The sequence below is a fragment of the Nitrosococcus halophilus Nc 4 genome, from assembly GCF_000024725.1.
Classification (GTDB): domain Bacteria; phylum Pseudomonadota; class Gammaproteobacteria; order Nitrosococcales; family Nitrosococcaceae; genus Nitrosococcus; species Nitrosococcus halophilus.
Window position 1 is genome coordinate 3,655,819 of sequence record NC_013960.1, and the last position, 25,347, is coordinate 3,681,165.

Annotated in this window: 26 protein-coding genes; 20 read left to right on the forward strand and 6 right to left on the reverse strand. The window is 52.3% G+C overall.

The features are described from left to right. Positions 1-195 precede the first annotated feature (195 nt). From NHAL_RS17230 to hpnD, 19 genes are all read left to right on the forward strand, one after another. Positions 196-2,190, forward strand: coding sequence for a PQQ-dependent sugar dehydrogenase (locus tag NHAL_RS17230; RefSeq protein ID WP_013034425.1), 1,995 nt, complete (start codon positions 196-198; stop codon positions 2,188-2,190). 102 nt (positions 2,191-2,292) lie between these two features. After that, positions 2,293-3,060, forward strand: coding sequence for a class I SAM-dependent methyltransferase (locus tag NHAL_RS17235; protein WP_041355940.1), 768 nt, complete (start codon positions 2,293-2,295; stop codon positions 3,058-3,060). 114 nt (positions 3,061-3,174) lie between these two features. Continuing rightward, a complete protein-coding gene (locus tag NHAL_RS17240; protein ID WP_013034427.1) occupies positions 3,175-3,633 on the forward strand; it encodes a DUF4389 domain-containing protein in 459 nt (152 codons plus the stop codon). Between the two features lie 40 nt (positions 3,634-3,673). Then, positions 3,674-4,015, forward strand: a complete 342-nt coding sequence (cutA, locus tag NHAL_RS17245) for a divalent-cation tolerance protein CutA (RefSeq protein WP_013034428.1) — start codon at positions 3,674-3,676, stop codon at positions 4,013-4,015. Continuing rightward, complete coding sequence (gene dsbD, locus NHAL_RS17250; protein ID WP_013034429.1) at positions 4,012-5,895, forward strand: protein-disulfide reductase DsbD; 1,884 nt, start codon at positions 4,012-4,014, stop codon at positions 5,893-5,895. Before cutA ends, dsbD begins: the two co-directional genes overlap by 4 nt. Beyond that, positions 5,892-6,413 carry a TlpA family protein disulfide reductase gene (locus tag NHAL_RS17255; protein ID WP_013034430.1) on the forward strand — a complete coding sequence of 174 codons (522 nt, stop codon included), beginning with the start codon at positions 5,892-5,894 and terminating at the stop codon, positions 6,411-6,413. The genes dsbD and NHAL_RS17255 overlap by 4 nt, the downstream gene beginning before the upstream one ends. A gap of 221 nt (positions 6,414-6,634) precedes the next feature. Continuing rightward, entirely contained in the window at positions 6,635-7,078 is a 444-nt protein-coding gene (gene aroQ / locus NHAL_RS17260; RefSeq protein WP_013034431.1) for a type II 3-dehydroquinate dehydratase, read from the forward strand. Between the two features lie 54 nt (positions 7,079-7,132). Next, complete coding sequence (gene accB, locus NHAL_RS17265; RefSeq protein WP_013034432.1) at positions 7,133-7,579, forward strand: acetyl-CoA carboxylase biotin carboxyl carrier protein; 447 nt, start codon at positions 7,133-7,135, stop codon at positions 7,577-7,579. Between the two features lie 4 nt (positions 7,580-7,583). Continuing rightward, positions 7,584-8,924, forward strand: coding sequence for an acetyl-CoA carboxylase biotin carboxylase subunit (accC, locus tag NHAL_RS17270; protein WP_013034433.1), 1,341 nt, complete (start codon positions 7,584-7,586; stop codon positions 8,922-8,924). A gap of 17 nt (positions 8,925-8,941) precedes the next feature. Continuing rightward, positions 8,942-9,820 carry a 50S ribosomal protein L11 methyltransferase gene (prmA, locus tag NHAL_RS17275; protein ID WP_013034434.1) on the forward strand — a complete coding sequence of 293 codons (879 nt, stop codon included), beginning with the start codon at positions 8,942-8,944 and terminating at the stop codon, positions 9,818-9,820. A gap of 129 nt (positions 9,821-9,949) precedes the next feature. Continuing rightward, complete coding sequence (fis, locus tag NHAL_RS17280) at positions 9,950-10,273, forward strand: DNA-binding transcriptional regulator Fis (RefSeq protein ID WP_013034435.1); 324 nt, start codon at positions 9,950-9,952, stop codon at positions 10,271-10,273. A gap of 90 nt (positions 10,274-10,363) precedes the next feature. Further along, the gene (gene purH / locus NHAL_RS17285; protein WP_013034436.1) at positions 10,364-11,932 is read left to right on the forward strand and encodes a bifunctional phosphoribosylaminoimidazolecarboxamide formyltransferase/IMP cyclohydrolase; all 1,569 of its coding nucleotides are present in this window, start codon (positions 10,364-10,366) and stop codon (positions 11,930-11,932) included. A gap of 153 nt (positions 11,933-12,085) precedes the next feature. Continuing rightward, positions 12,086-14,920 (forward strand): class I adenylate cyclase, encoded by a 2,835-nt coding sequence (locus tag NHAL_RS17290; RefSeq protein ID WP_013034437.1) that lies wholly within the window; start codon positions 12,086-12,088, stop codon positions 14,918-14,920. Positions 14,921-14,988: 68 nt separating this feature from the next. Next, positions 14,989-16,020 carry an N-acetyl-gamma-glutamyl-phosphate reductase gene (gene argC / locus NHAL_RS17295; protein WP_013034438.1) on the forward strand — a complete coding sequence of 344 codons (1,032 nt, stop codon included), beginning with the start codon at positions 14,989-14,991 and terminating at the stop codon, positions 16,018-16,020. A gap of 38 nt (positions 16,021-16,058) precedes the next feature. Next, positions 16,059-16,781, forward strand: coding sequence for a DUF6776 family protein (locus NHAL_RS17300; protein ID WP_013034439.1), 723 nt, complete (start codon positions 16,059-16,061; stop codon positions 16,779-16,781). A gap of 55 nt (positions 16,782-16,836) precedes the next feature. Next, the gene (locus NHAL_RS17305; RefSeq protein ID WP_013034440.1) at positions 16,837-17,286 is read left to right on the forward strand and encodes a bactofilin family protein; all 450 of its coding nucleotides are present in this window, start codon (positions 16,837-16,839) and stop codon (positions 17,284-17,286) included. A 62-nt stretch (positions 17,287-17,348) separates the two neighbouring features. Beyond that, positions 17,349-17,708, forward strand: coding sequence for an iron-sulfur cluster insertion protein ErpA (gene erpA / locus NHAL_RS17310; RefSeq protein WP_013034441.1), 360 nt, complete (start codon positions 17,349-17,351; stop codon positions 17,706-17,708). A gap of 91 nt (positions 17,709-17,799) precedes the next feature. Continuing rightward, a complete protein-coding gene (locus NHAL_RS17315; RefSeq protein WP_013034442.1) occupies positions 17,800-18,114 on the forward strand; it encodes a (2Fe-2S) ferredoxin domain-containing protein in 315 nt (104 codons plus the stop codon). A 27-nt stretch (positions 18,115-18,141) separates the two neighbouring features. Then, complete coding sequence (hpnD, locus tag NHAL_RS17320) at positions 18,142-19,008, forward strand: presqualene diphosphate synthase HpnD (protein WP_013034443.1); 867 nt, start codon at positions 18,142-18,144, stop codon at positions 19,006-19,008. A gap of 24 nt (positions 19,009-19,032) precedes the next feature. Here hpnD and rluB read toward each other — a convergent pair whose 3' ends face one another. The 6 genes from rluB to serS form a co-directional block, all read right to left on the reverse strand. Next, positions 19,033-19,833 carry a 23S rRNA pseudouridine(2605) synthase RluB gene (rluB, locus tag NHAL_RS17325; protein ID WP_013034444.1) on the reverse strand — a complete coding sequence of 267 codons (801 nt, stop codon included), beginning with the start codon at positions 19,831-19,833 and terminating at the stop codon, positions 19,033-19,035. Between the two features lie 27 nt (positions 19,834-19,860). After that, entirely contained in the window at positions 19,861-20,529 is a 669-nt protein-coding gene (scpB, locus tag NHAL_RS17330; RefSeq protein WP_013034445.1) for an SMC-Scp complex subunit ScpB, read from the reverse strand. Next, on the reverse strand, positions 20,526-21,335 hold the full coding sequence (locus NHAL_RS17335; RefSeq protein ID WP_013034446.1) for a segregation and condensation protein A: 810 nt from the start codon (positions 21,333-21,335) through the stop codon (positions 20,526-20,528). Before NHAL_RS17335 ends, scpB begins: the two co-directional genes overlap by 4 nt. A gap of 52 nt (positions 21,336-21,387) precedes the next feature. Then, entirely contained in the window at positions 21,388-22,605 is a 1,218-nt protein-coding gene (locus NHAL_RS17340; protein ID WP_013034447.1) for a tryptophan--tRNA ligase, read from the reverse strand. A gap of 22 nt (positions 22,606-22,627) precedes the next feature. Next, the gene (locus NHAL_RS17345; RefSeq protein ID WP_013034448.1) at positions 22,628-23,329 is read right to left on the reverse strand and encodes a site-2 protease family protein; all 702 of its coding nucleotides are present in this window, start codon (positions 23,327-23,329) and stop codon (positions 22,628-22,630) included. Between the two features lie 67 nt (positions 23,330-23,396). Further along, the gene (gene serS / locus NHAL_RS17350) at positions 23,397-24,686 is read right to left on the reverse strand and encodes a serine--tRNA ligase (protein WP_013034449.1); all 1,290 of its coding nucleotides are present in this window, start codon (positions 24,684-24,686) and stop codon (positions 23,397-23,399) included. Positions 24,687-24,921: 235 nt separating this feature from the next. On the opposite strand from serS, the gene NHAL_RS17355 reads away from it, so the two are divergent. Further along, positions 24,922-25,341, forward strand: a complete 420-nt coding sequence (locus tag NHAL_RS17355; protein WP_013034451.1) for a hypothetical protein — start codon at positions 24,922-24,924, stop codon at positions 25,339-25,341. Positions 25,342-25,347: the final 6 nt, after the last annotated feature.

Genomic DNA, 25,347 nt, shown 5'->3' on the forward strand with positions numbered 1-25,347 from the left:
TTGGCCTGGTTAAGGATAAACAGTAGAGTCTGCCCCCCGCATCCTTTGGAATCAACATACCCCAAAAGGGTTATGGCGCTAATCTAGAAACTGAAGGGGGTAGGCTAAGTGGATTAGCCTCCTACAATTAGCGCAACATTGACAAAGCGTTTCTAAACTAAGGTGTATAGTTATCACCATCATCAGGAGTGCTCTATGCCTATCCGCTACTTGATCTTGACCCTGTTTTTTTTACTCAGTGGCCCTGTGTGTGTTGCGGGCCTGGCGCCGGTTATCCCGATTCCGGCGGATCCTACGGCCAGGCTCAAGGCGCCCCCAGGGTTCGAGGTGGAAGTTTATACCCGTGGCCTAGCGCCGGCTGGTGCGGAATTCTATCGCGGCCCCCGCTTTATGGCCTTTGACGAGGAAGGCAATCTCTACGTTTCTCTGGGATTGACTCACAATAAAGTCGTCATGCTGCCCAAGGAGGGCGTCCAAGAGGAAAACACTCTTTGTCTTGTTGCCGATGGCTTGAATGGGCCTCAAGGCCTGGCCTTTTTAGAAGGGGACCTGCTGGTCGCCAATCAAGATGGCATCATTCGCTTGCAGCAGGAGGACAAAGCCTGCCCTGCAACCCGCATGGAAACAGTCGTCAGCGGCCTTCCAGGTGGGGGAAGGCATCCGATGAAGACCCTCAAAGTGGGACCAGATGGACTGCTTTATGTCACTGCCGGCTCCTCATGCAATGTCTGCGTGGAAGAAGACCCACGGCAGGGCGGTATCCTCCGCTTTTATCCTGATGGCCGCCCGGCGGGCGCTGACGATCTCCCCGAGGGGGTCTATGCGACCGGCCTACGAAACGCCGAAGGCTTTGCTTGGCACCCAGAGACGGGCGCCCTCTATGCCACCAATAATGGCTCGGATAATCGCGCAGCCACCGCTGGCGGCCCCCCCCGTGATGATCTCCCCCCTGAAGAGATTAATTTAGTTAAGGAAGGCGCCCATTATGGGTGGCCCTACTGTTGGGGCGATCGGGTTCCGGATCCCAATTTTTCCGCTCCTGAGTCTGATTTCTGCCAGGGTACTGAACCTCCGGCCTTGACCCTGTCTGCCCATGCTGCCCCCTTGGGGATGACTTTTTATACGGGGGATCAATTTCCCGCCGAATATCGGCATGATGCCTTTGTGGCTCTCCATGGCTCTTGGAACCGCAATCAAAGCTATGCCGGCTATAAAGTCATCCGGATTCACTTTGAAGACGGCAAACCCGTACGGGCGACAGACTTTATCACCGGCTGGCTAGACCCTGCTCAGGGAGCTTGGGGTCGGCCTGTGGATGTTATCCAAGGACCTGAAGGGGCTCTTTATATTTCCGATGACCGGGGTGGCATGATCTATCGAGTCCGCTATCGGGGCGAAAACCCCATCCACAGCACAGTCACCGATTTAGTTAATCCTGAATCCGCCTTGACCGGTCCAGATGATCGAGTCTATGTCTCCCAAATCGGTGAATTTGATGTAGATGGTGACGGTGTCATTACAGTTATTGGCAGCGATGGGGAACCCCAAATTTTTGCTAAAGGTTTGAACGATCCTAAGGGGTTGGCGGTATGGGACGATCAAATTTATGTCACGGATCGGACCCGTATTGTCCGGATTGGCCCGGATGGAATAAGCGAGGAGTTTGTCACCGCGGCTGCTTTCCCCCATCCGCCCCGTTTTCTCAATGATCTGGAATTTGGGCCCGATGGAACCCTCTATGTTTCTGACAGTGGGGATCTCAAAGGCCAAGGCGGCGCCATTTTTAAGATTTCCCCAAGTGGTCAAGTAGCTCTACTAGCGGACGGCGGATCAGCCGTCGAAATTAAAGGCCCCAATGGCCTCTTAATGGATGGCAAAAACCATCTATTAATGGTGGATTTTGTGACCGGCGAACTTTACCGAATAGCGCTTAAGACGGGGAGCTTAGAACGCATTAACGGCGGTTTCGGGGGCGGCGATGGCCTGGTCCAAGATACCCAAGGACGGCTCTATGTGAGTGATTATAAAAACGGAAAAGTATTTATGCTGGACTCCCCTACAGCCACTCCCCGTTTACTTAGCGATCAATTCCAGGCTGCTGCGGACATGGGTCTAGCCCCGGATGGGAACCATCTAGTGGTGCCGGATATGAAAGCTGGACGACTGATATGGCTGCCATTACCCCACTGATATCCCCGTTTAGTTCCCTTGTGGTCGCAAAATCTTGGCGCCACAGAGCAGCGAGTGCTGACAGTCTCTAATACCGAGGGGGGGCTTATTGCAAGTCTCCCTATCGGCATTGCCTCCGAGGATCCAGAGCAGAGAGATGCTGCCCGCCGATTAGCTCACCGGCTGGGTCTTCCCCTCCTTACTTCTCCCCTTGACCGGTCTACTATCGCCCTGGTCCTAACTGCCCAACGATTGGAAATACGCCACCCTGGCCTGGGATCTCCCCTCTTTGTAGACTTTGTCAAAGGGGCCATGGGTTACCGTCGCCGCCGAGGAGAAGGACGTCAACAACCGCTGGCCCGAGCTATCGGCCTCAAGGGAAACATTTGCCCTACCGTACTAGATGCGACCGCCGGCCTAGGCCGGGATGCCTTTGTCCTTGCTTCATTAGGTTGCCAAGTGCTCCTGCTAGAACAATCACCCATCGTCGGGGCGTTGTTGGAAGATGGTCTGGAGCGCGCACGCCAAGCACCTGAAAGCGCGCCAGTAGTGGCCCGAATGGCATTCATTCAAGCAAACGCCATAGATTGGATGGCCAAACTCAGCACCCGGGATCTTCCTGAGGTGGTCTACCTCGATCCCATGTACCCTGAACGCACTAAAAGCGCCTTGGTTAAGAAGGAAATGCGTCTGCTGCGAACCCTGGTAGGCGACGGTGAAAATGCCCCCTTACTCCTTGAAGCCGCGCTGAAATGTGCGCGGCAGCGGGTCGTTGTCAAGCGTCCTCGCCTAGCCCCTACCGTGGCAGGCTTAAAACCAGACTTTGCTATTGAGAGCAAAAATACCCGGTTTGACGTCTACCTCCTTCGTAAGCGCTCAAAAAACCCTTAAATTTATAGTCTAATCACCTGATTTGCTCCCCATTAATAGATATAGATAAGGAGAAACTGTTGCTATAATGGGGGTTGAAAGAATCTTAAAAACAATACTGACGGGAGCCTGCTTATGACCCATCAAGAAGATCATCATATTGCTCAAAACTTAAAAAATCCGACCTTCTGGAAACGCTTCCTATTCATGATGCTATTTGTCGTTGCCTATACCTTTGCCGAGTTTGCGGTGTGGGCAGCCATCATATTTCTCATTTTTTATAACCTGTTCACCGGGGGGAGCAATGAGCGGGCCGTCACATTTGGCAGGCAAGCCTCAGCCTATATCTATCATCTGTTGCTCTATTTGACCTATAACACTGAGGAGCGGCCGTTTCCCTTCTCCGATTGGCCCAAACCAGAAAGCATGCCGACAGGACTGGGACGCCCTCTTACCTCTAAGCCTGGAGAACCTGCTACAGGAAACCCTCCTTCGCCATCAGCGGATCCAGCTGGAGGGACCACTCAATCAGCACCTGAAGCAGCCAAAGCGAACCCGACCTCTAGCAGCGAAGAAGCTTCCCAAGCAGAATAGGATCCCTTTAATTTCCCACCCATTTGAAAAAACATGGATCATGCATAATCCTGGCGATACCCCTTACCAACTCATTTTCTGTACCTGCCCCGACCAAGAGGTGGCCAAGAAGCTCGCGGCTTTGCTGGTGGAAAACCGGCATGCCGCCTGTGCGAATATTGTCCCGGGATTGACTTCAGTGTACCGTTGGCAGGGAAAAATCGAAACCGACAGTGAATGCTTACTATTGATTAAGTCCCGCGCTGATCATTATTCAGCAGTAGAGCAGATTATCAGGGAACAGCACCCCTATGAACTTCCCGAAATCATCGCTGTCACTATCGGCAGCGGCCTGGATGGCTATTTGCGTTGGATAGACGAAGAGTTACCCCAGCAATCATGAGAATATTCCTTGCTTTCACTTTAATGCTACTCACCGGTACTTCAGCCACTGCCGGTCTGCTAGACCGGTTAGGGTTTGGTGAAACCGAGAAGCCTCCCCTGCTGAAGGTTGACCAAGCTTTTATCTATGACGCTGCGGTGGAAGATGGTAACACCCTAATGGCACGGGTGAATATCGTCGAGGGCTACTACCTCTACCGGGACAAGTTCGCCTTTCAGATCCTTGACGCGCCGGGAGTGAGTGTCTCCGCGGTGAAACTGCCGCCTGGCAAGGCCAAAGAGGATCAATTTTTCGGTTCTACAGAAGTTTATGAGGGCAAAACCGAGGTCCAAATTCCCATCAGTCTAAGCCGTCAAGGCACAGCGGCCGAAACAGTGACCTTGGAAGCATCCTTGCAAGGATGTTCCGAAATTCACGGGATTTGCTACCCTCCGACGACTCAGAAAATCAGCTTGGAGTTGCCTCCGCCTTCCGCCGGCGGAGTGAGTCCCATAGCCACAGACCCGGGGGCGGCAGCAGGGAAAACCCCGGATATTTCCCTTCCTTCCCAAGACCGCATTGTCCAGGCCCTATTTAATGACCAGAGTTGGCTTACCCTGGCCGCCTTTTTTGGTTTTGGACTATTATTAGCGTTCACCCCTTGCGTTTTTCCCATGATTCCTATTTTGTCAGGAATCATTGTCGGTCAAGGCAAAAACATCACCACCCAGCGCAGCTTTATGCTGTCCCTCATGTATGTCCTTGCCATGGCATTAACCTATACCGTGGCGGGCATTGTCGCCGGACTGGTGGGAGAAAACCTGCAGGCCACCTTCCAACATCCCGGTATCCTGGTAGGCGCCAGTTTGGTCTTTGTGCTGCTGGCCCTTTCCATGTTTGATTTATACCACTTCCAGCTGCCTACACGCTTACAGAATCGGCTATTTCATATCAGCCAGAACCAGAAAGGGGGCACTCTGTTAGGGGCAGGGCTCATGGGCTTATTTTCGGCCCTTATTGTCGGCCCCTGTGTCGCCCCCCCTTTAGCAGGTGCCTTGATCTATATCGGAGAGAGCGGGGATGCCCTATTAGGAGGATCTGCCCTCTTTGCCTTGAGTATGGGCATGGGCACTCCCTTGCTAGTTTTTGGCACTTCAGCAGGCAAGCTTTTACCTCGTGCCGGTGGCTGGATGCAACCGGTTAAGTATCTCTTTGGAGTCTTGTTACTTGCCGTTGCCATCTGGCTGCTCTCACGCATTCTCCCCCACTCCGTCATCATGCTCCTGTGGGGAGCTCTATTTATTATCTCCGCCGTCTATCTCGGCGCCTTGGAGACACTAGGAGCCGATAGCATAGGCTGGAGCAAGTTGTGGAAGGGAACCGGGCTGATTTCCTTAGTTTATGGGATCCTGCTCATTGTAGGCGCTGCCAGCGGCAGCGGCACCGAGTGGCAACCCCTACGGGGATTGACGGTAGCCCGCTCCGCCGATACTCCAACCGCCGAGAGCCTAAATTTCCGCTCTGTAAAAGGACCCGAGGGTCTGCAACTTGCTCTCCAGGAAGCGGGAGATCGCTTGGTTATGTTAGACTTCTACGCGGATTGGTGTGTGGATTGTAAGCGGATGGAAGTCACCACCTTCAGCGATCCCGCAGTGAGGAATGCACTCCGCAATACCGTATTATTGCAAACTGATGTAACCGCTTACGACGCAAAAGATAAGGCGTTGCTTAATCAATTTTCTCTTTATGGTCCTCCCTCAGTGCTATTTTTTGGGCCGGATGGCACGGAGCTTAAGCGGGTACGGCTCATTGGCGAAGCCTCGCCAAAAGAATTCCTCAAACACTTGCAGCAAGTCAATGCTTTGCTGGCACAGCAAACACCAAAGGGGGCACGATCTTGAATAAAATTATCCGCTGGCCTTTAATTCTTGCCGCTGCCGTGCTAGCCAGTATCGGGGGGTATGCCCTATACCAAGCACAGCAAGACAATTATCCCACCACGGGGCCGCTCCGGCCCGTGTTCCAACTCCCTGATGTCAACGGGGTAGAACATGATATCCGGGAATGGGATGGCAAGGTGCTGGTGATAAACTTTTGGGCGACCTGGTGTCCACCGTGCCTAAAAGAAATTCCCGAATTCATTGAATTGCAAAAATCGCTAGGGGGAAAGGGCCTCCAGTTCATCGGAGTCGCTATCGACACGCCGGATAAAGTCAAAGCATTTATCGAGAAACATGGTATCAACTATCCCATCCTAGTGAGCCAGGAAAAAGGCACCTTGGTCACTACCGATTATGGTAACGATTTAGGTGTCCTCCCCTATACTGCCTTTATTAACCGCGCGGGCCAGATTACTTATACCCATGCAGGAGCCTTAGACAAAGAAACTACGAAAAACTTTATCTTGCCACTGCTATAGCCGAAGGACATTGCCCTCAGCAAGGTACCGTTAGCTCTAAGTTCCGCTTATCGGTGGGTTTTTAGGGACAGGGGGAATAGGGGGAGCATCTCGATTATCGGTCCCAAATCGCCAATATCTAGACATTTACCTGCAAAAAGTGCACAATTCGCGGCAAATTAATAATCTGCCTAGGGAAAATAGTGTGCTGCTGACCCCATTAACCCAATCATATCCAGATTATGGCGAAGCTACTGGTCATCCACGGCCCTAATCTTAACTTACTGGGCACTCGGGAACCAAAACACTATGGCTCCACGACCTTGGAAGCTATTAATGCCCGCCTGGAGCAGCAGGCGCTCCAAGCAGGCCATTGCTTAACCTGCTTCCAGGCCAATGGGGAGCATGTTCTTATCGAGCGCGTCCAGTCGACCGTTCACGAGGACATCCATTTTATTATTATTAACCCGGCGGCGTTTACCCATACCAGCATCGCCTTGCGGGACGCCCTAGCCGCTGTAGCGATACCTTTTATTGAAGTGCATTTATCAAATATCCACGGGCGAGAAGCATTTCGTCGTCATTCCTATTTCTCTGATATTGCCGAAGGGGTTATCAGTGGGTTGGGACCTATGGGCTATGAATTGGCTTTACAAGCAGCGCTCGCGCGGCTCTTACCTCCTTAAAGCCCAGTACTTCTGCTGATTAACGGTGTTTTTGCTGATTTAGACGAGACATTTATGGACATACGAAAGATCAAGAAGCTGATTGAATTGCTCGAATCCTCCGGTATTGATGAGCTCGAAATCCATGAAGGAGAGGAGTCAGTCCGTATTTGTCGCCATAGCCAGTCTACGGTTCTCCCCCCGACCCCGGCGGCACCAGCCATGACTCCTCCTGAGCCTCCCCCCCCCAAAGAGGCCCCCTCCAAAAAGGAAGAAGAAATCCCTTCCGGCCATCTCGTCAAGTCACCGATGGTTGGCACTTTTTACCAATCCCCAACACCAGGGACGAAGCCATTCGTAGAGATTGGGCATCAGGTTGCGATGGGTGACGTGCTCTGCATCATCGAAGCCATGAAAATGTTCAATCAAATCGAGGCTGATCAAGCGGGAACCATTGCTGCCATTCTCGTTGAGAATGGACAACCCGTGGAATATGGTCAGCCCTTATTCGTCATAAAGTAGTTCCATGCTGGATAAGGTTGTTATCGCTAACCGGGGCGAAATCGCCCTGCGTATTTTACGGGCTTGCCGGGAGTTAGGCATCAGGACAGTAGCTATCCACTCCGAGGTGGATCGCGAGCTCAAGCATGTCTTGCTTGCAGACGAAACCGTCTGTATCGGACCCGCGGCATCATTTCAAAGTTATTTAAATATCCCCGCAGTAATCAGTGTCGCCGAAATTACCGATGCCATTGCCATCCATCCAGGTTATGGCTTTCTGGCTGAAAATGCTGATTTTGCTGAACGAGTTGAGCAAAGCGGCTTTGTGTTCATCGGTCCACGGGCCGAAACCATCCGCCTAATGGGCGATAAAGTTTCTGCCATTAAAGCCATGAAATCCTCGGGCGTGCCTTGCGTACCTGGCTCTGAAGGACCACTGGGAGAAGATGACGAGGAAAATCTAGCGATTGCCAGAGAAATCGGCTATCCAGTCATGATCAAGGCTGCAGGCGGTGGGGGCGGCCGGGGTATGCGGGTGGTTCATTCTGAAGCACACCTGTTAACGGCGATTTCCCTTACTCGGACGGAAGCCGGCGCCGCTTTTAGCAACGACATGGTTTACATGGAAAAGTATTTGGAAAATCCTCGCCATGTGGAATTCCAGGTTCTGGCCGATGCCAATGGTCAGGCCATCCACCTTGGTGAGCGGGACTGTTCTATGCAACGTCGCCACCAAAAAGTGATTGAGGAAGCACCTGCCCCCGGCATCACCGATGAACAACGGCAACGTATGGGTGAAGTCTGCGCCGAAGCCTGCCGCAAGATCGGTTATCGAGGAGCGGGTACCTTCGAGTTCCTCTATCAAGATGGGGAGTTTTATTTCATTGAGATGAATACCCGCGTCCAGGTGGAACACCCGGTGACCGAAATGATCACGGGTATTGATATCGTCAAAGAGCAACTCCGTATTGCCGCCGGGGAGAAATTGAGTTATCGCCAGGAAGATATTGAAATCCGAGGCCATGCCATTGAGTGCCGGGTTAACGCCGAAGATCCTCGCAATTTCATGCCCAGTCCAGGGACAGTCGCCATGTACCATGCACCCGGAGGCCCAGGAATAAGGGTCGATTCCCACCTGTACACGGGCTATACGGTCCCGCCCCACTACGATTCTTTGATTGGCAAAATCATCGCCCATGGGGAAACCCGGGAATCTGCCATCGCACGCATGCAAACAGCCCTCACTGAACTGGTCATCGAAGGCATTAAGAGCAATGCTCCCCTCCACCAAGATATCCTGAGAAACGCCCACTTTCGGGCAGGGGGCACTAACATCCACTATTTAGAACGAATGCTCGGGCTATAATCTCCTGCAGATATTCGATGGCTTGGATTCAGCTTTACTTCGAGGTCAATGCCGACAAGGTCGAGCACTTATCAAACCAATTAAGCGAGATAGGCGCGGCGGCGGTGACACTACTAGATGCCGCCGACCAACCTCTTCTCGAACCACCGCCAGGAGATACCCCCTTGTGGACCCAGACCCGCGTTAGCGCCCTCTTCCCCGTGGGCACTGATCTGGACGCTCTACTGGAGGGGTTAAGACAGGATTGGGCCCCGGGAACGTTTCCTAGCCACCGCTGGGAAATCCTAGCAGACCAGGATTGGGAACGGGCCTGGATGACCCACTTTAAGCCGATGCAGTTTGGTTCGCGGCTTTGGATTTGCCCCAGTTGGCTCCCTCCCCCTGATCCCACGGCAGTAAATATCTTGCTTGATCCTGGCCTGGCCTTTGGTACGGGCACCCACCCCACCACCGCGTTATGCCTGGAGTGGCTAGCCAACACCAACCTCAGTCAAGCCCAGGTCATTGACTATGGCTGCGGTTCCGGCATCCTGGCAATTGCTGCCCTTAAGCTGGGGGCTGCTGCGGCTTTTGCGGTGGATTATGATCCCCAAGCCCTGATGGCTACCCGGGAAAATGCTGCCTGTAATGGAGTGGCCTCTCAGCTTCAAGCTTTATCACCGTCTGAACTTGCAGAAACCCAAGCTGACTTCTTGGTAGCGAATATCCTGGCTGGTCCTTTGCAGGAATTAGCCCCTTGCTTTGCTAAATTAGTTCACCCGGGTGCTCGTCTCGCTTTGTCAGGCATCACTTCGGAGCAAGTCCAACCGCTTATTCAGGCCTACCATCACTGGTTCACCTTCGATGTTCCTGTAGTCAGAGAGAATTGGGCCTTGCTAGCTGGCTACCGTCACTAAAATAAGTTTAGACCTTTATCCAATTTGCAGTCAGGGGTATGATGATTGCCCCTCAGGTAATCCCTTCTGGTATCTGGAATAGAACTTGCGAGCAACAGCTCGCCGAAGCACAGGAAATTTTGATAGTTGATGTTACAAGCCGAGAGTGGTGGCCGCATGACCGACGAGCCTACACAAACCGAACCCTGCAAACTGACCATCAGCGAGGAGCATCGTGATTCACCCATTAGAGAATGCCTCCGGCATGCGCTCGACGAATATTTCGATCGTCTCAATGGGCACGACCCTGCCGACCTCTATGAAATTGTGATGAGGGAGATTGAACCTCCATTGTTGGAAGCAACGTTGAAGCGTACTGGTGGCAATCAAACTAAAGCTGCTAAATTCCTGGGTATGAACCGCGGCACCCTTCGCAAAAAACTAAGACAATACGGTATTAACACCATTAATTGATACAATCCCGGGCCGATCTTTTAGGATTTGAAGTGAATCACTAACTCCCTAACTTGGAAATTCCAGGTCAGAACCTCACTAAGGAAGTCTATGAAACCTATAGCCCGCGCCCTTATCAGCGTCTCCGACAAAACCGGAATAGTGGCGCTTGCACAGCAACTCCAGACACAGGGTGTCGAAATCCTATCTAGCGGCGGCACCGCCCAACTACTCCAAAAGCACGGCATTAGCGTCATAGAGGTCTCAACCTATACGGGTTTCCCAGAGATGATGGGAGGACGCATCAAAACCCTCCACCCCAAGATCCATGGAGGCATCCTGGGGCGAAGGGAAATTGACACCGCCACCATGGCTGAGCACGGCATCAACCCCATCGACCTGGTGGTCGTCAATCTTTATCCCTTCGAACAAACGGTGGCAAAACCAGATTGCGACCTAGCTACCGCCATTGAGAATATCGATATCGGTGGACCGACCCTGCTTCGGGCTGCGGCCAAAAACCATGCCGCAGTCACCGTCATCGTCGATCCAGCCGACTATGAGCAAGTCCTCACCGAAATAGCGGCCAACAACGGCGCTGTTTCCCCTTCTGCCCGCTTCCAATTGGCAGTAAAAAGCTTCGAACACTGCGCCCGCTACGATGCCGCTATTGCCAATTACCTGGGGACAATTAACCCGGAAGGTGAAAAAAGTGCGTTTCCCCACAGCTACAGCATCCAGTTTGCCAAAAAGCAAGAAATGCGTTACGGGGAAAACCCTCACCAGCAGGCAGCCTTCTATGTGGAGCATGCTCCTCCAGAAGGCACTATCGCCGCCGCCCAACAACTACAAGGAAAAGCCCTCTCCTTTAATAATATCGCTGACACAGACGCCGCTTTGGAGTGTGTAAAAGCTTTTCACGAGGCCCCCACCTGCGTCATTGTAAAACATGCCAACCCCTGTGGAGTCGCCACCGGAGAAAATCTGCAAGCAGCTTATGAACGAGCCTATAGCGCCGATCCTAGCTCTGCGTTTGGCGGCATTATTGCTTTCAACCGACCACTGGATGCCGCCACCGCAAAAACTATCCTTGAGCGTCAATTTGTTGAAGTGATCATTGCCCCTACAGTGGAAGCCGCAGCCCAGGCAATCCTCGCCACTAAGCCTAATGTCCGGGTATTAGCCTGTGGTGAATGGCCGCCCCAGGCAAAGGCCGGATTGGATTACAAGCGGGTTGTTGGCGGTCTATTACTCCAGGAGCAGGATATCAGCACGGTAGCTTTGGAAGCGCTTCGTACCGTAACGGAACGATCACCCACCCCTCAGGAGTTCAAGGATCTCATATTTGCCTGGCGGGTAGTAAAATTTGTCAAATCCAATGGGATCGTCTATGCCAAAGACGAACAAACAATAGGAATTGGGGCTGGACAAACCAGCCGAGTGATGAGTAGTCAAATTGCAGGACTTAAAGCAAAGGAAGCTGGCTTCTCGGTCCAAGGCGCAGTTCTCGCCTCAGATGCCTTTTTTCCCTTTCGAGATGGCCTGGATGCGGCTGCTAAAGAGGGTATCAGTGCTGTTATCCAGCCAGGCGGCTCCAGACGCGATGAGGAAGTCATCGCTGCTGCCAATGAACAGAATATTGCAATGATTTTTACCGGAATGCGTCATTTCCGCCACTAAGCCCTAGCCCCAATAGGCACCAGGCTAGACTGGAAATCAACTCCTGGAGGGATAAGGAATTTTAGGGTTTTCCCAAGGACTATAAGCTCTGGCCGTGGATGACACCAGCGCTTACCTCCCCTTACCTCTACCAAGGCCACAGCACCCTGTACCATGCTTGCCACAGTACCCTGTACCCTACTCCATAAGGATATCCGGCAACGCTTCTTTGCCCTCAATCGCCATCGCCTAGGCCGGGTTCGCGAATCGTTGCGGCCACGGCAACGGGTTTTCCTCGATGCATTGCCGCTGTTATTCCATACCAACCACCCTCTCTTACCTGGTTTTTCAGGCACCCGCACTCCTTGTGGAATTTCTAATTATTCTCCTCCAGTCACTGCCATCCGGGCCGGGCAATCCATTAGCAAGGGTTTCTCCTACAAAAAATGGACCCCTCCCATCCATCCGATTTATGGGCTTTTCCTTATGGGAAGCAGCGGCACCGTGGCCCAATCCAAGCAAAGTGATTTCGATATCTGGGTTTGTTGCCGCCCTGGATTGCCACCCACTGACAGAAAAATCCTCCAAGATAAATCCACTCTCATTGAAGCCTGGGCAGCAAACCTTGGAATAGAAGTGCACTTTTTTTTGGTTGACGAAGAGGAAATCAGGGAAGGACATTTTGAGTCCCTATCGAGAAGCAGCAGTGGTTCTGCTCAACGCTATTTATTACTGGATGAATTTTATCGGACTGGACTGCTAGTTGCCGGACGTTCGCCCTTGTGGTGGCTTATTCCACCCGAATACGAGCTTCACTATGAGAACTTAGTACAAGAGCTCTCGCGCAAACATCTGCTCCGAACAAATGATTACCTGGATTTTGGTGGTATTCCACAGCTACCGGCAGCAGAGTTTTCTAGTGCTGCCCTCTGGCAACTCAATAAAGCCATCGACTCGCCCTACAAGTCATTGCTCAAATTACTGCTGATGGAATGCTATGCTTCCGAGTACCCCCATATCGACCTGCTTTGCCGGCATTATAAACGAGCAGTCTATGCAGGCAAAACCAACCTTGATGAGCTGGATCCCTATGTCATGATGCTACATAAAGTGGAAACTTATCTGCAGCATCGAGGAGAAACCGAGCGTCTCGAATTAGCCAGATGCTGCTTCTATTTTAAAGCCAATGAACCCTTGAGCCGACCAGGGCGAGCCGACCGCCCTGCCTGGCGCCGGCAACTCCTACGGATGTTGAGCGCTTCATGGGGCTGGGATCAGGCCCGACTGCTCCAATTAGATAGCCGTTCAGAATGGAAAAGCCCTCAAGTTATGAAAGAGCGGCAACGGTTAGTGGATCAATTGACCCATAGTTACCGCCAACTCTCCCATTATGTCGGTACTCAAGCGAAGCAAACCCCCCAAACCCAGCGGGATTTGCATATCTTGGGACGCAAACTTTATGCGGCTTTTGGGCGTAAAACCGGGAAAATTGAATACATCAACCTAGAAATCTCCAGTAATCTGAGGGAAGAATGGTTGTCCCTTTATCAATTAGATCAGCCCAACTCTCCTGCAGGGTGGATTTTATACCAGGGGCGGTTCACCCCCGGAGACCATGGCGGCACCGCTCTAAAACATGGCCATAATGTCACAGAACTACTGGTCTGGGCCTATTTTAATGGCCTTATCAGCCACGCTACTCACCTTGCAGCCTACTCTAAAAACGGCATGCCTAAACCCGTTGAGCTGCAAGCTTTGCAGGCACAGTTACAAAAGCTATTCCCCCATCCTGGTCTCCACGGGCAAACTTTGGATAACTATACTATTCCTCCCACCATTGAACGGGCGGTGGTTTTTATCAACGTGGGCATTGATCCCATGGCCCACCGCACCCGCCAAGGAATACACCTCACCAGCACCCAGGCCGATCCCTTGAGTTATGGCGGGGCGAGGGAAAATCTCGCCCTTTCCCTTGAGATGGTGTTGCTGTCAAGCTGGAAGGAAGTTCTGGTCATCCCCTACAGGGGAAGCCAAGGCATCTTAGATTGTCTCAGTGAATATCTCCGCTGGGCCCCCCTTTCAGAGGGGCAACCACCACCAGCGCTCACTACCGGCTGCTACTCCACAAGCCACGGGCGGCATATTGCCGAACGGATCGAAATCCTCTTCCAGAATATCGTGAGCTGCTATTATCAAAACTATCCTCCCCATACGCGATATGTACTGGGGATAGGACAAGATTATTTTATCTTGTGGTTTGAAAATGACAGTTTATATACCGAAAAATGGCCTAGCAGGGAAGCGCTGCTAAAAGCCCTAGGGCGCCCTCAACCCATTTTTACCCCTGTAGTCTTGGATCGGCATCTTTCCCACTGGGCCTTTTTACATCGCTTGTTTGAAGCTAATTTACCAGGGCAAGTACAGTGCTTCTATCGCACTCAATCCAAAGGAACAGAGCTTTTTATCTTAGACGAGCGCGGATCACTATTTCACCAGATTTATCCAGAAACAAACGCAAAAACCCTGTTGGCTCACTACTCACGTTTTCTTGATACCACCGTCGAACGCCTCAATTTGACGCTTTCACCGGGACACCACAATATAATTGTGGATAAAGCAGTCTATTACCGGCTACGTCAAAGTAACCACGGACCTTGGATACTCGAACGCATGCAACCCGCCCCTCCTCCCCAACCCAGCACCTATTTTCAGGTTCAGGTGCTAGGCGACGTGCTAGGTAATGACAAGATTTTTACGGTTTTTTGCGATAATCGGGAATTTTCCGCCTTTGAATATGGTGCCGACCTCTACCGAGAGGTGGCCCACCACATACTCCGGCAACGAAGCGATCATGAACCGTATCCTATTTATATCACCGATTTGGATCTCTCACCTGCCTTGCTCGATCGCGAATCCCTGGGTTCTATCCAAACCGTACACCTTCTTAACTATAAGCGTGTTATTGAAGATCAACTCAATCAAGCACTTGCCGAACTCACCTCCGATTAAGGCTTCCGCTCCCCCCTGCTCAGCTTTTATTATTAGCTAATCATTTCTCAATGAAGGGCCAAAAAACTATGATCAGAGCGGGTATCGTGGGTGGAACAGGATACACAGGAGTTGAGCTGCTACGCTTGCTTGCGAACCATCCAAATGTTGAAATCGCCGCCATCACCTCACGCACAGAGGCCGGCGCTGCAGTGAGCGAACTGTTTCCAAACCTCCGAGGTCACTTGGAACTTTGCTTTACCGAACCTGAACCTACCCGTTTAGCTGATGAGTGCGATGTGGTCTTCTTTGCTACCCCCCATGGAGTAGCTATGGATATGGTACCGGCACTGTTAGCGCAAAATACTCGAGTGATTGATCTATCCGCTGACTTTCGTCTCTCTGATCCGGTGGTATGGGAGCGCTGGTATGGGCGTCCCCACGCGGCGCCTGACTTATTAGCTGAGGCGGTCTATGGTTTACCGGAAATCAATCGAGAAACAATCGCCCAGGCGCGCCTAGTCGCCTGCCCAGGATGCTATCCTACCGCGGTACAACTGGGATTTCTGCCCCTGTTAGAGCAACAGCTAGTGGACCCCGGCCAGCTTATCGCTGATGCGAAGTCGGGTGCCAGTGGGGCTGGCCGTAAAGCGGCCCTAGGGACCCTCCTTTGCGAAGCGAGTGAAAATTTTAAGGCTTACGGGGTGAGTGGGCATCGCCACCTCCCTGAGATTATTCAAGGACTTCATCAAGCCAGTCAATCCCCTGTAGGCTTAACTTTTGTCCCCCATCTCACCCCCATGATTCGGGGAATTCATGCCACCCTCTACGCTCAGCTTCAACGAGAGACCGATCTCCAGGCCGTTTATGAACAACGGTATGCCACGGCTCCCTTCGTGGATGTATTGCCGCCAGGAAGTCATCCAGAAACGCGCAGCGTCCGGGGCAGCAATATGTGCCGCCTCGCTGTCCACCGTCCATCAGCGGGCAACACGGTCATCGTCCTCTCAGTGACCGATAATTTGGTAAAGGGCGCCTCGGGCCAGGCCGTCCAAAATATGAATCTCATGTTTGGCCAAGAGGAAACCTGTGGGTTGACCCACATTGCTGTCATCCCTTGATCTTCGCTTCCCTCTGCTCTAAGGATTCCCAAGCATAGATGGCAAAACGCACGGACCCCCGTATTGTCATCAAGGAACACCGTCCTTGGCGGGGATGGCTCTTTAGCATTGTCTTAATCACCGTGAGTGGGATTGGGGGTTGGCTGCTTTCCTCCCGCCTCCCTCCTCTCCTCCTAGAACAAACCCAAGGTACTCCCCAGTCGCCGGCATTGAGTTCCCAGGAACAACTTCCCCATCTACAACAAGAAAATATCCGTCTGCGGGAACGTCTAGCCCGGCTTCAACGGGAATTGGAAGTGGAACAGCATGCACGTGCTGATCTCAGCGCCAATTTAGTGAACTTACAAGACGAGATTCTGGGACTCAAACGTCAACTGGCCACTTATAAAGGACTGGTGAAATCCCTTGAAGAGAAGGGCCTCCATATCCAAGATCTCACTTTGAGTAAGACGGCAACAGAGCGCTTGCTCCACTACCGTTTGGTCCTTACCCAAGGCCGCAGAGTGGACCGGTTGACCCAAGGCCAAGTGCATTTGGCCATCCAAGGTGTATTAGATGGAAAACCGGCCCGGTTGGGACTCGATACCCTCTCCAAGGGTATCCCCCTTATGTTTAAGTTCAAGTATTTTCAAATCCTAGAAGGGGAATTATTGCTACCAAGAAATTTTAAACCAACTCAGGTTAAAGTTGCCCTAATCCCCAAGGACAATCCTTCCCAGCTAGTAGAGCAGACCTTTGACTGGAGATCATTAGGAGGCTAGCCACTATACTTCAAGGCCCACAATCCAAATTGACCATCCCTTGCCAGGAGAGCTTATGATGTTTAAACGTCAGAAAAAATCTAAGTGCAGCGCCCAACTCGATACTTTAATTGGAGAGCATACTCGGATTGAAGGCGATATCACCTTTAGTGGAGGACTACGGGTGGAAGGCTATGTAAAAGGAGATATCCTCGCCGAGGAGGAGGACTCCCTATTGACGATCAGCCAGGACGGGGCCATTGAAGGTCAAGTCAAAGTTCCCTATATCATTCTTAACGGTTCGATCACAGGCGATGTCCACGCTCGCGAGCGCATTGAACTGGCGCACCAAGCACAGATCCATGGAGATGTCTATTATCACTTTATTGAAATGGCGGTAGGCGCCAAAATCAATGGGAGTTTGATCCATATGGAAGAAAAGCAGATTCCCAACCTAAAACTAGCGACTGGAGCCGATAGGGAAACTACCTCCCCCATACAGGGTCTTAAAGAAAGCAATACTTGACTGTTCCAGTAGGTTTTAGATAATAAAAGGTTAATCTTTAAAATTTTGGAGATCACGCGATCATGAGCACAACTAACGCCATTAACGCCATGCCAAGTCCGTTAATATTTACCGATGCTGCCGCCAGCAAAGTCAAGGAGCTTATCGAGGAGGAAGGTAACGATAAACTAATGCTGCGGGTGTTTATTAGTGGTGGCGGGTGCTCAGGCTTCCAGTATGGATTTACCTTTGATGAAACCTGCCACGAAGGCGATACTCAGGTAGAAAACGGCGGGGTCACCTTACTCATTGATCCCACCAGCTATCAGTACTTGGTAGGAGCGGAAATCGACTATACCGAGGGCTTGGAAGGCGCTCAGTTTGTGATCCGTAACCCCAACGCGGCAACCACCTGTGGCTGTGGTTCCTCGTTCTCGGTTTAAAAATCCCCCGCTACTCTTTTGGTATGATTGCAGCGCGCCCGCATGCTGCGGGCGTTTTTGTACCCCCAGCTAGGTTTCAGAAACATTGCCCATGAGTGAACCTTACTATCGTTATCACGTATTTTTCTGCACTAATCAGCGGGATAATGGTCGCCCCTGTTGCCAGAACCATGATGCTTTAGCACTTCGAAACTATGCTAAAGAGAAAGTAAAAGCCCTCGGGTTGGCCCAGCAGCGTCAAGTGCGCATTAACACTGCGGGCTGCCTTAACCGATGCGCCCAGGGACCCACCATTGTGATCTACCCTGAGGGAACGTGGTATACCTATGCCAATCGTGAAGACATTGATGAAATTATCAATGAACACCTGATGAAGGGTCACCCCGTTGAGCGCCTGCGGATTTAAGAGGAGCTCCCCTGAGGAGAAGTGATTATGGATCCGGCTACCTATTGCCAAAATAGGGCAACCCAGCAAGGGACGAGTCTTTACTATAGCCTCCTCTTTCTGCCTGAACCTCAACGGCGGGCTGCCACCGCACTCTATGCTTACCAAAAAGAGATCGTTGGCATCGTAGCCGAGTGCTCCGATCTAGGCGTTGCCCAAACTAAACTCCAATGGTGGCAAGAGGAAATTACTCGGTTATTTACCGGTCATCCCCGGCATCCTGTCACCCAGTCCCTCGCTACTCCCATCAGAAGCTATCATCTCCCCCAACAATCCTTCCTGGAGGTAATTGAAGGCGTCAGCAGTGATTTAGGGCAATGGACTTATCCCTCTTTTCAGACCCTCATCTCCTATTGCCAGCAAGTCGCCGGGATCATTAGTTCAATGGCAGCCGAGATCTATGGTTACCAGGACCCAAAAACTCGACAATATGCTAAAAATCTGGGAGTTGCCTTACAATTGACCCATATCCTGCGCAATATACGCCAAGACGCTGCCCAAGGCCGTATTTACCTCCCTCGGGAAGAATTCACCCGTTTTAAGGTCCCGGTGGAAGATATCCTCTCTGGAGGAAGTGACAATTCCCAAGGGATGGCAACTCTCCTCGCCCAGCACGCAAGCCGGGCCCGTCAGTATTTTCACAGTGCCCTAGCTGAACTTGGCCAGCGTGATTACTATGCACAGCGCGCCGGGCTAACCCAAATAGCGCTAGGTCTGAGTCTTCTGAATGCCATCGAAGAAGAGGGCTACCCGGTCCTCAAACAACGAATTTCTTTAACCCCCTTGCGTAAGCTTTGGATCGCTTGGCGCACCTCACATCGTGCCCGCCGAGGCCTTGCTCCCCAGTATCAATAACTCTCCCCTCCATGGAGGGAAAAATCAGCGTTGCCCTCGGCCTTGTCCTCCCCTCCGTTGGCTGCTCGGTCGGGACTGGGTAGGACGCGGCTCCATTCCCGCCGCCTCTAATAAAGCTTTGAGCTCTGGTCGCTCAAGAAAACGCCAGCGCCCCAAACGCAATCCAGGGGGTAAGCGGATAGGCCCGAAGCGGATGCGTATTAGCCGACTCACTCGAACCCCTTGGGATTCCCAAAGACGTCGAACCTCCCGATTACGTCCTTCCCGGAGAATAACATGATACCAGTGATTGGCGCCCTCGCCACCAGCATCAAGTATTTGCTCAAAACGGGCCAGACCATCTTCTAATGTCACCCCCCCCTGTAGGCGCTCAATAACGTCCTCCGCCACGGTACCTAAAACCCGAACCGCATATTCCCGCTCTACTTGGGTGGAAGGATGCATCAAACGGTTAGCAAGTTCACCATCGGTCGTGAGCAACAAGAGACCGGAGGTATTGATATCCAAGCGCCCAACACTGATCCAGCGGCCCTGCTGGGGGCGTGGTAAAGACTGGAAAACATTGGGGCGCCCCTCCGGATCCTTGCGGCTACAAACCTCACCGGCCGGCTTATGATAAATAATGACTTGAGAAGAAGGGGGCTGCAACCGCTTGGGCGATATGGGCCGGCCATCAATAGTCACCCGATCCTTAACCGACACCTTATCCCCGAGCTGAGCTGGAACACCATTGACCCGAACCCGACCCGCTTTGATCCAAGCTTCAATCTCCCGGCGAGAACCTAGTCCCCCCCGAGCCAATATTTTTTGCAGGCGCTCTGCCACCAAATAAATACCTTTCTTTTCAGCAAACTACTGCTTGCGCAGGCCTTCATCAGGAGTGGGTACAGGCTCAGCGGAAATCTCTTCAGAGGGTGGCAGTTCTTGTTCCCGGACCGTATCCTCTTTCCCTAACCCCCCCTCGACCAAAGTGAGTTCTATTTGCGGTTCACCCAGAGTTTTTATTTCCGCCAGGGGTGGCAATTCATTCAAGCTCCTAAGATTAAATTGGTCTAGGAACTTGCGGGTGGTACCATACAAAGCAGGTCGTCCAGGGACTTCCCGGTGCCCAAGGACCCTGACCCACTCCCGCTCCTGCAAGGTCTTCATAATAGAACTGCTGACGGAAACGCCACGAATCTCTTCGATTTCCGCGCGGGTGATCGGCTGACGGTAAGCGATAAGGGCTAAAGTCTCTAAGAAGGCCCGAGAATAGCGGGAGGGCCGCTCTTCCCAGAGGCGGGAAATCCAAGGGGCTAATTCCTGTCGGATCTGGAAACGATAACCGCTATGGATCTCCTTCAACTCAATCCCCCGGCCTTCCCACTCTGCTGCAAGGTCCTCAAGCACCTTGCCTACCTGGTCTCGAGATGGCCGCCTCCTTTCATCAAACAGCTTACCCAACTGCTCCACCGACAAGGGCCGATCCGCTGCCAACAGCGCAGCTTCAATAATATTTTTTAGGGAACACAACTCACTCATGCCGCCACTGCCCTCACATGTAGCGGACCATAAGCCTCAGCCTGGACGACTTCCAGCAGGGACTCCTTCATCAGTTCCAGGATGGCTAGAAAAGTGACGACTACCCCCAAACGCCCCTCTTCTGGGCGGAATAAAGCGGTAAATTCGCAAAAACTATCGCCACTCACCCGGCTTAGCACTTCCCCCATACGCTCCCGTACCGATAAGGCTTCTTGAGTCACATGGTGGTGGCTGAACATTTCCGCCCGAGCCAATACCCCCTTAAGGGCAAACAAGAGATCGGCCAACTCAAGTTTGGGCTGAGGCTTGACCACCTGTTCAGGTGGAAGGTGGGCTCCCGTCGCGAAGACATCCCGGCCCACTCGAGGCAGCGAATCTAAATCCTCGGTGGCCTTCTTATAACGCTCATACTCTTGGAGGCGGCGAACCAATTCCGCCCGGGGATCCCCCTCTTCTTCAGCGGCCTCCTGGGGACGGGGCAATAACATCCTTGACTTAATTTCAGCGAGCCAAGCCGACATAACCAAGTACTCTGCCGCTAATTCTAGACGTAGCTCGCGCAGAATCTCAATGTATTCCATGTACTGGCGGGTAATCGCCGCGATAGGGATGTCCAAGATATCCAGATTTTGCCGCCGGATCAGATAGAGCAACAAGTCCAATGGTCCTTCAAAGGACTCCAGAAAGACTTCCAAGGCATCAGGGGGGATATAAAGATCATGGGGCAACTCGGTAATGGGCCGCCCTTGAACGACAGCAAGCGCTGGGACTACTGAAGGCGGCGTTTGCTCCGGTGTTTCACCCATGACTCCGAATCCTAGTAGTTTTCCAGTTAGCCTACTTGGTTTTCAGGGCTATTTATCGATAGGACAACCCCATCGCCTGACGCACCTCCTCCATCGTTTCTCGAGCCACCTCGCGGGCCGCTTCATTACCCTCATTGATAATCCGCTGGACTTCATCAGGATGACGGGCATACTCTTGCGCCCGCTCCCGAATGGGCTTTAATTCCGACTGGATGGCCTCAACAATGGGTTGTTTGCAATCCAAGCAACCAATGCCTGCTGTCCTGCATCCTTTTTGGACCCAATCTTTGACTTCTTCATTAGAGTACACCAGATGAAATTGCCAGACAGGGCACTTGTCCGGATCGCCGGGATCCGAGCGTCGCACCCGGGCCGGATCCGTAGGCATGGTTCGCAGCTTATGCTCCACCTGCTCCGGCGGCTCACGCAGGGCGATAGTATTGCCATAGGATTTAGACATTTTCTGCCCATCAAGCCCTGGCATGCGAGCGGCCGGGGTCAACAAGGCTTGCGGCTCCGGCAGAATGGTTTTACCGACCCCTTCCAGATAACCAAAGAGACGCTCCCGATCACCAAGGGTAAGGTTTTGCTGATTTTCCAGGAAAGCTCGGGCCTTCTCCAAGGCCTCCACATCCCCCTGTTCCTGGAAACGTCGGCGCAGCTCCCGATAGAGCTGAGCGTTTTTCTTGCCCATTTTTTTTATGGCCGCTTCCACTAATTCCTCAAAACCTGGCTCACGGCCATAGAGATGGTTAAAACGCCGGGCAATTTCCCGAGTAATCTCCACATGGGGAACTTGATCTTCCCCTACTGGGACCTTAGTTGCCCTGTAAATAAGGATATCAGCGCTTTGCAACAGCGGGTAGCCTAGAAAACCATAGGTCGCCAGATCCTTCTCTTTCAACTTTTCCTGTTGGTCCTTGTAGGTCGGCACCCGTTCCAACCACCCCAAGGGGGTCACCATGGAGAGTAGCAGATGCAGCTCTGCATGCTCCGGCACCTTCGACTGGATAAATAAAGTCGCTGCCGAAGGCTCAATACCTGCGGCCAACCAATCGATAACCATATCCCAGACGCTCTCCGTAATCACCTGGGGGTTTTCGTACTCCGTGGTCAAGGCATGCCAATCGGCCACGAAAAAAAAACAATTATATTCGTGCTGCAATTGAACCCAATTTTTTAGTACGCCATGATAGTGGCCAAGGTGTAGCTGCCCCGTTGGACGCATCCCTGAAAGCACGCGCTGGGACTGCAGGGAACTCAAAGCCATCCTCTTTCTCTCCCCCTTACCCTTATTGGGCTCCCATCAGAGTTAATAACCCGCCAAAGAATTCCCGCTTTGGCACCCCCACAAAATATACCAATCCGGTTAAAAGCCCATCCACCAAAGGCCACAGAACATACCACAAGATACCGGTAAACAGCAGGCCAAGGAGTATAAAAAAGCCGTAAGGCTCAACCCGGCTTACCTGATAGGCGAGAGGTCCAGGGAGCACCCCAACCAACACCCGTCCCCCATCGAGAGGGGGCAGGGGAATGAGGTTCAACATCATTAGAATGGCATTAATGAACATGCCGGCAATCCCCATATAGGCCAGAGGCACACCAATCATGGGAAAATCTAGCGCCAGGGCAATTCCAATGCGCGAGATAATCGCCCACAAAATCGCCATGACAAGGTTGGCCAAGGGTCCTGCCAAAGCCACAATGGCCATATCTCTCTGAGGATTGCGAAGTTTATCCCAGGATACAGGCACTGGCTTAGCCCAGCCGAAAACCACGCCACCGAGCATGAGCAAAATGCCCGGAACCAGCAAGGTGCCAATAGGATCAATATGATTGATAGGATTAAGCGTTAACCGCCCCATCATCTGGGCGGTGTGATCACCAAACCGAAGCGCCATCCAGCCGTGAGCCACCTCATGGACAGTAATAGCGAACAGTATAGGCAACACCCAAATGGCAATGCGCTGTACTACTGATAACTCTTCCATAACCCCATTATACCTACAATTGAGATAACATCAGGCGCTTCAAGAATAAAAGTAATGAGCTAGGCCCTCATCGGGTTGCTTCTGAGGGGGGCTGGATAACCGAAACGCCGCCCATATAAGGGTGCAATACTTCCGGTACACGGATGCTGCCATCGGCCTGCTGATAATTCTCCATGACTGCGACCAAAGCCCGACCCACCGCTAGCCCGGAACCATTAAGAGTATGCAGCCATGCTGGTTTTTGGGTTTCCGGATCGCGCCAACGGGCCTGGAGCCGACGCGCCTGAAAATCCAAAAAATTGCTGCAAGAGGAGATTTCCCGATAGGCCTGCTGTCCTGGCAACCATACCTCCAAGTCATAGGTTTTACTGCTGGCAAAACCGAGATCTCCTGCGCAGAGATTCATGACCCGATAGGGTAAGCCTAGCCGCTGCAGAATGACCTCTGCATGGCCGGTTAGGTTTTCATGGGCCTGGGGAGAGTCTTTTGGCGGCACAATCTGCACCAACTCTACCTTCTCAAATTGATGCTGGCGGATCATCCCCCGGGTATCCTTACCATAGGATCCAGCCTCGCTACGAAAGCAGGGGGTATGGGCCACATACTTGAGGGGCAGGCGCTCGGCAGGCAAAATTTCCGCCCGGACGAGATTGGTTACCGGAACTTCAGCAGTGGGAATGAGGTAATAGCCGGTATCACGGATAGCAAATAGGTCCTCCTCAAACTTGGGCAACTGCCCCGTCCCCTCCAAAGATTGGCGATTCACCAGATAGGGGACGTAAACCTCAGTATAGCCGTGCTCGCTGGTGTGCACATCCAGCATAAACTGGATAAGCGCCCGGTGCAAACGGGCTAAGAGGCCTGAGAGAGTTACAAAACGAGCGCCGCTCAGTTTTGCCGCGGTTTCAAAATCCATCCCCAGCGGCCCCCCCAAGTCCACATGATCTTTGGGAGCAAAACCTAAGGCAGGCGGCTCCCCCCAACGCCGCACCTCCACATTGTCCCTCTCGTCTCGACCCTCCGGCGTGCTGGCATCAGGCAGGTTGGGAATTCCCATCAGAATCTCATCGATTTGACTCTGGATCTCCCCCAAACGAGCCTCAGCAGCCTTGAGCCGATCCCCCAATTCGGCCACCTCCACCAGCAAGGGAGCAGCATCCTCCCCTTGCGCCTTGGCTTTACCGATGGCTTTGGAGCGGGCGTTTCGTTCGGCCTGAAGCTCTTGGGTGCGGACCTGCACCTCTTTGCGCTCGGCTTCTAGCGCGGCAAAAGCGGTCACATCCAGCTCAAATCCCCGCCGCGCTAATTGGCGGGCAGTCTCTGCTAGGGCATTTCTAAGTAATTTCGGATCAAGCATATTGCTGTCTGTCTTCCACAATAGTACGTGCAGGCCAACAAACCACATGGCCCGGCTTGATAATGTGGCAAAGAGTTTCCAATCTCGCCTCAACTTTAGCCGGCTTGTCAAAAAACTCTGTCACCATTTTAAAGATAACAGTCAGTTACCGATAATAATAACATTAGAAGGTGGAAATTATCTTTAATAAGAATAAGGCGCCATTTTAAAGCGTCTTTTTTGTTAGAGCAGAAAGATGAAACCCTGTCGAGAATGTCAACATCCCATTTCAGAGCAAGCCTTCTCCTGTCCCCGGTGTGGTGCGCCCTTCCCGGCACGAGACCAATGGGATGGCTGGGGGTTTGAATATAAATCGAGCGCCACCCTCCTTGGACTCCCCCTACTTCACATCTCTTTCAAGTACCGTCCCAACAGAGTACCGGTTCCCGCCAAGGGAGTTATCGCCATCGGGCAATTCGCTTGTGGTTTCATCACCCTCTCACAGTTTGGCATTGGAATCATCAGTATCAGCCAGTTTACAATTGCCGGGTTTGCCTTGGCTCAGTTTGCCATAGCTTATTCGCTCATTGCCCAGTTTGGATTATTTATCCATGAAGGACGCGGACAAATCGTGCTAAGTCTGATGGAATTCATTGGAATGCTTTACAGCGAGTAGAGTATA

What these genes read in the sequence shown, in the direction of transcription:
- NHAL_RS17230 (WP_013034425.1), top strand. Translation starts at nt 196, where the DNA reads ATGCCTATCCGCTACTTGATCTTGACCCTGTTTTTTTTACTCAGTGGC.
- NHAL_RS17240 (WP_013034427.1), top strand. Translation starts at nt 3,175, where the DNA reads ATGACCCATCAAGAAGATCATCATATTGCTCAAAACTTAAAAAATCCG.
- cutA (WP_013034428.1), top strand. Translation starts at nt 3,674, where the DNA reads ATGCATAATCCTGGCGATACCCCTTACCAACTCATTTTCTGTACCTGC.
- dsbD (WP_013034429.1), top strand. Translation starts at nt 4,012, where the DNA reads ATGAGAATATTCCTTGCTTTCACTTTAATGCTACTCACCGGTACTTCA.
- aroQ (WP_013034431.1), top strand. Translation starts at nt 6,635, where the DNA reads ATGGCGAAGCTACTGGTCATCCACGGCCCTAATCTTAACTTACTGGGC.
- accB (WP_013034432.1), top strand. Translation starts at nt 7,133, where the DNA reads ATGGACATACGAAAGATCAAGAAGCTGATTGAATTGCTCGAATCCTCC.
- accC (WP_013034433.1), top strand. Translation starts at nt 7,584, where the DNA reads ATGCTGGATAAGGTTGTTATCGCTAACCGGGGCGAAATCGCCCTGCGT.
- prmA (WP_013034434.1), top strand. Translation starts at nt 8,942, where the DNA reads ATGGCTTGGATTCAGCTTTACTTCGAGGTCAATGCCGACAAGGTCGAG.
- fis (WP_013034435.1), top strand. Translation starts at nt 9,950, where the DNA reads ATGTTACAAGCCGAGAGTGGTGGCCGCATGACCGACGAGCCTACACAA.
- purH (WP_013034436.1), top strand. Translation starts at nt 10,364, where the DNA reads ATGAAACCTATAGCCCGCGCCCTTATCAGCGTCTCCGACAAAACCGGA.
- NHAL_RS17290 (WP_013034437.1), top strand. Translation starts at nt 12,086, where the DNA reads ATGCTTGCCACAGTACCCTGTACCCTACTCCATAAGGATATCCGGCAA.
- argC (WP_013034438.1), top strand. Translation starts at nt 14,989, where the DNA reads ATGATCAGAGCGGGTATCGTGGGTGGAACAGGATACACAGGAGTTGAG.
- NHAL_RS17300 (WP_013034439.1), top strand. Translation starts at nt 16,059, where the DNA reads ATGGCAAAACGCACGGACCCCCGTATTGTCATCAAGGAACACCGTCCT.
- NHAL_RS17305 (WP_013034440.1), top strand. Translation starts at nt 16,837, where the DNA reads ATGATGTTTAAACGTCAGAAAAAATCTAAGTGCAGCGCCCAACTCGAT.
- erpA (WP_013034441.1), top strand. Translation starts at nt 17,349, where the DNA reads ATGAGCACAACTAACGCCATTAACGCCATGCCAAGTCCGTTAATATTT.
- NHAL_RS17315 (WP_013034442.1), top strand. Translation starts at nt 17,800, where the DNA reads ATGAGTGAACCTTACTATCGTTATCACGTATTTTTCTGCACTAATCAG.
- hpnD (WP_013034443.1), top strand. Translation starts at nt 18,142, where the DNA reads ATGGATCCGGCTACCTATTGCCAAAATAGGGCAACCCAGCAAGGGACG.
- scpB (WP_013034445.1), bottom strand. Translation starts at nt 20,529, where the DNA reads ATGAGTGAGTTGTGTTCCCTAAAAAATATTATTGAAGCTGCGCTGTTG.
- NHAL_RS17335 (WP_013034446.1), bottom strand. Translation starts at nt 21,335, where the DNA reads ATGGGTGAAACACCGGAGCAAACGCCGCCTTCAGTAGTCCCAGCGCTT.
- NHAL_RS17340 (WP_013034447.1), bottom strand. Translation starts at nt 22,605, where the DNA reads ATGGCTTTGAGTTCCCTGCAGTCCCAGCGCGTGCTTTCAGGGATGCGT.
- NHAL_RS17345 (WP_013034448.1), bottom strand. Translation starts at nt 23,329, where the DNA reads ATGGAAGAGTTATCAGTAGTACAGCGCATTGCCATTTGGGTGTTGCCT.
- serS (WP_013034449.1), bottom strand. Translation starts at nt 24,686, where the DNA reads ATGCTTGATCCGAAATTACTTAGAAATGCCCTAGCAGAGACTGCCCGC.
- NHAL_RS17355 (WP_013034451.1), top strand. Translation starts at nt 24,922, where the DNA reads ATGAAACCCTGTCGAGAATGTCAACATCCCATTTCAGAGCAAGCCTTC.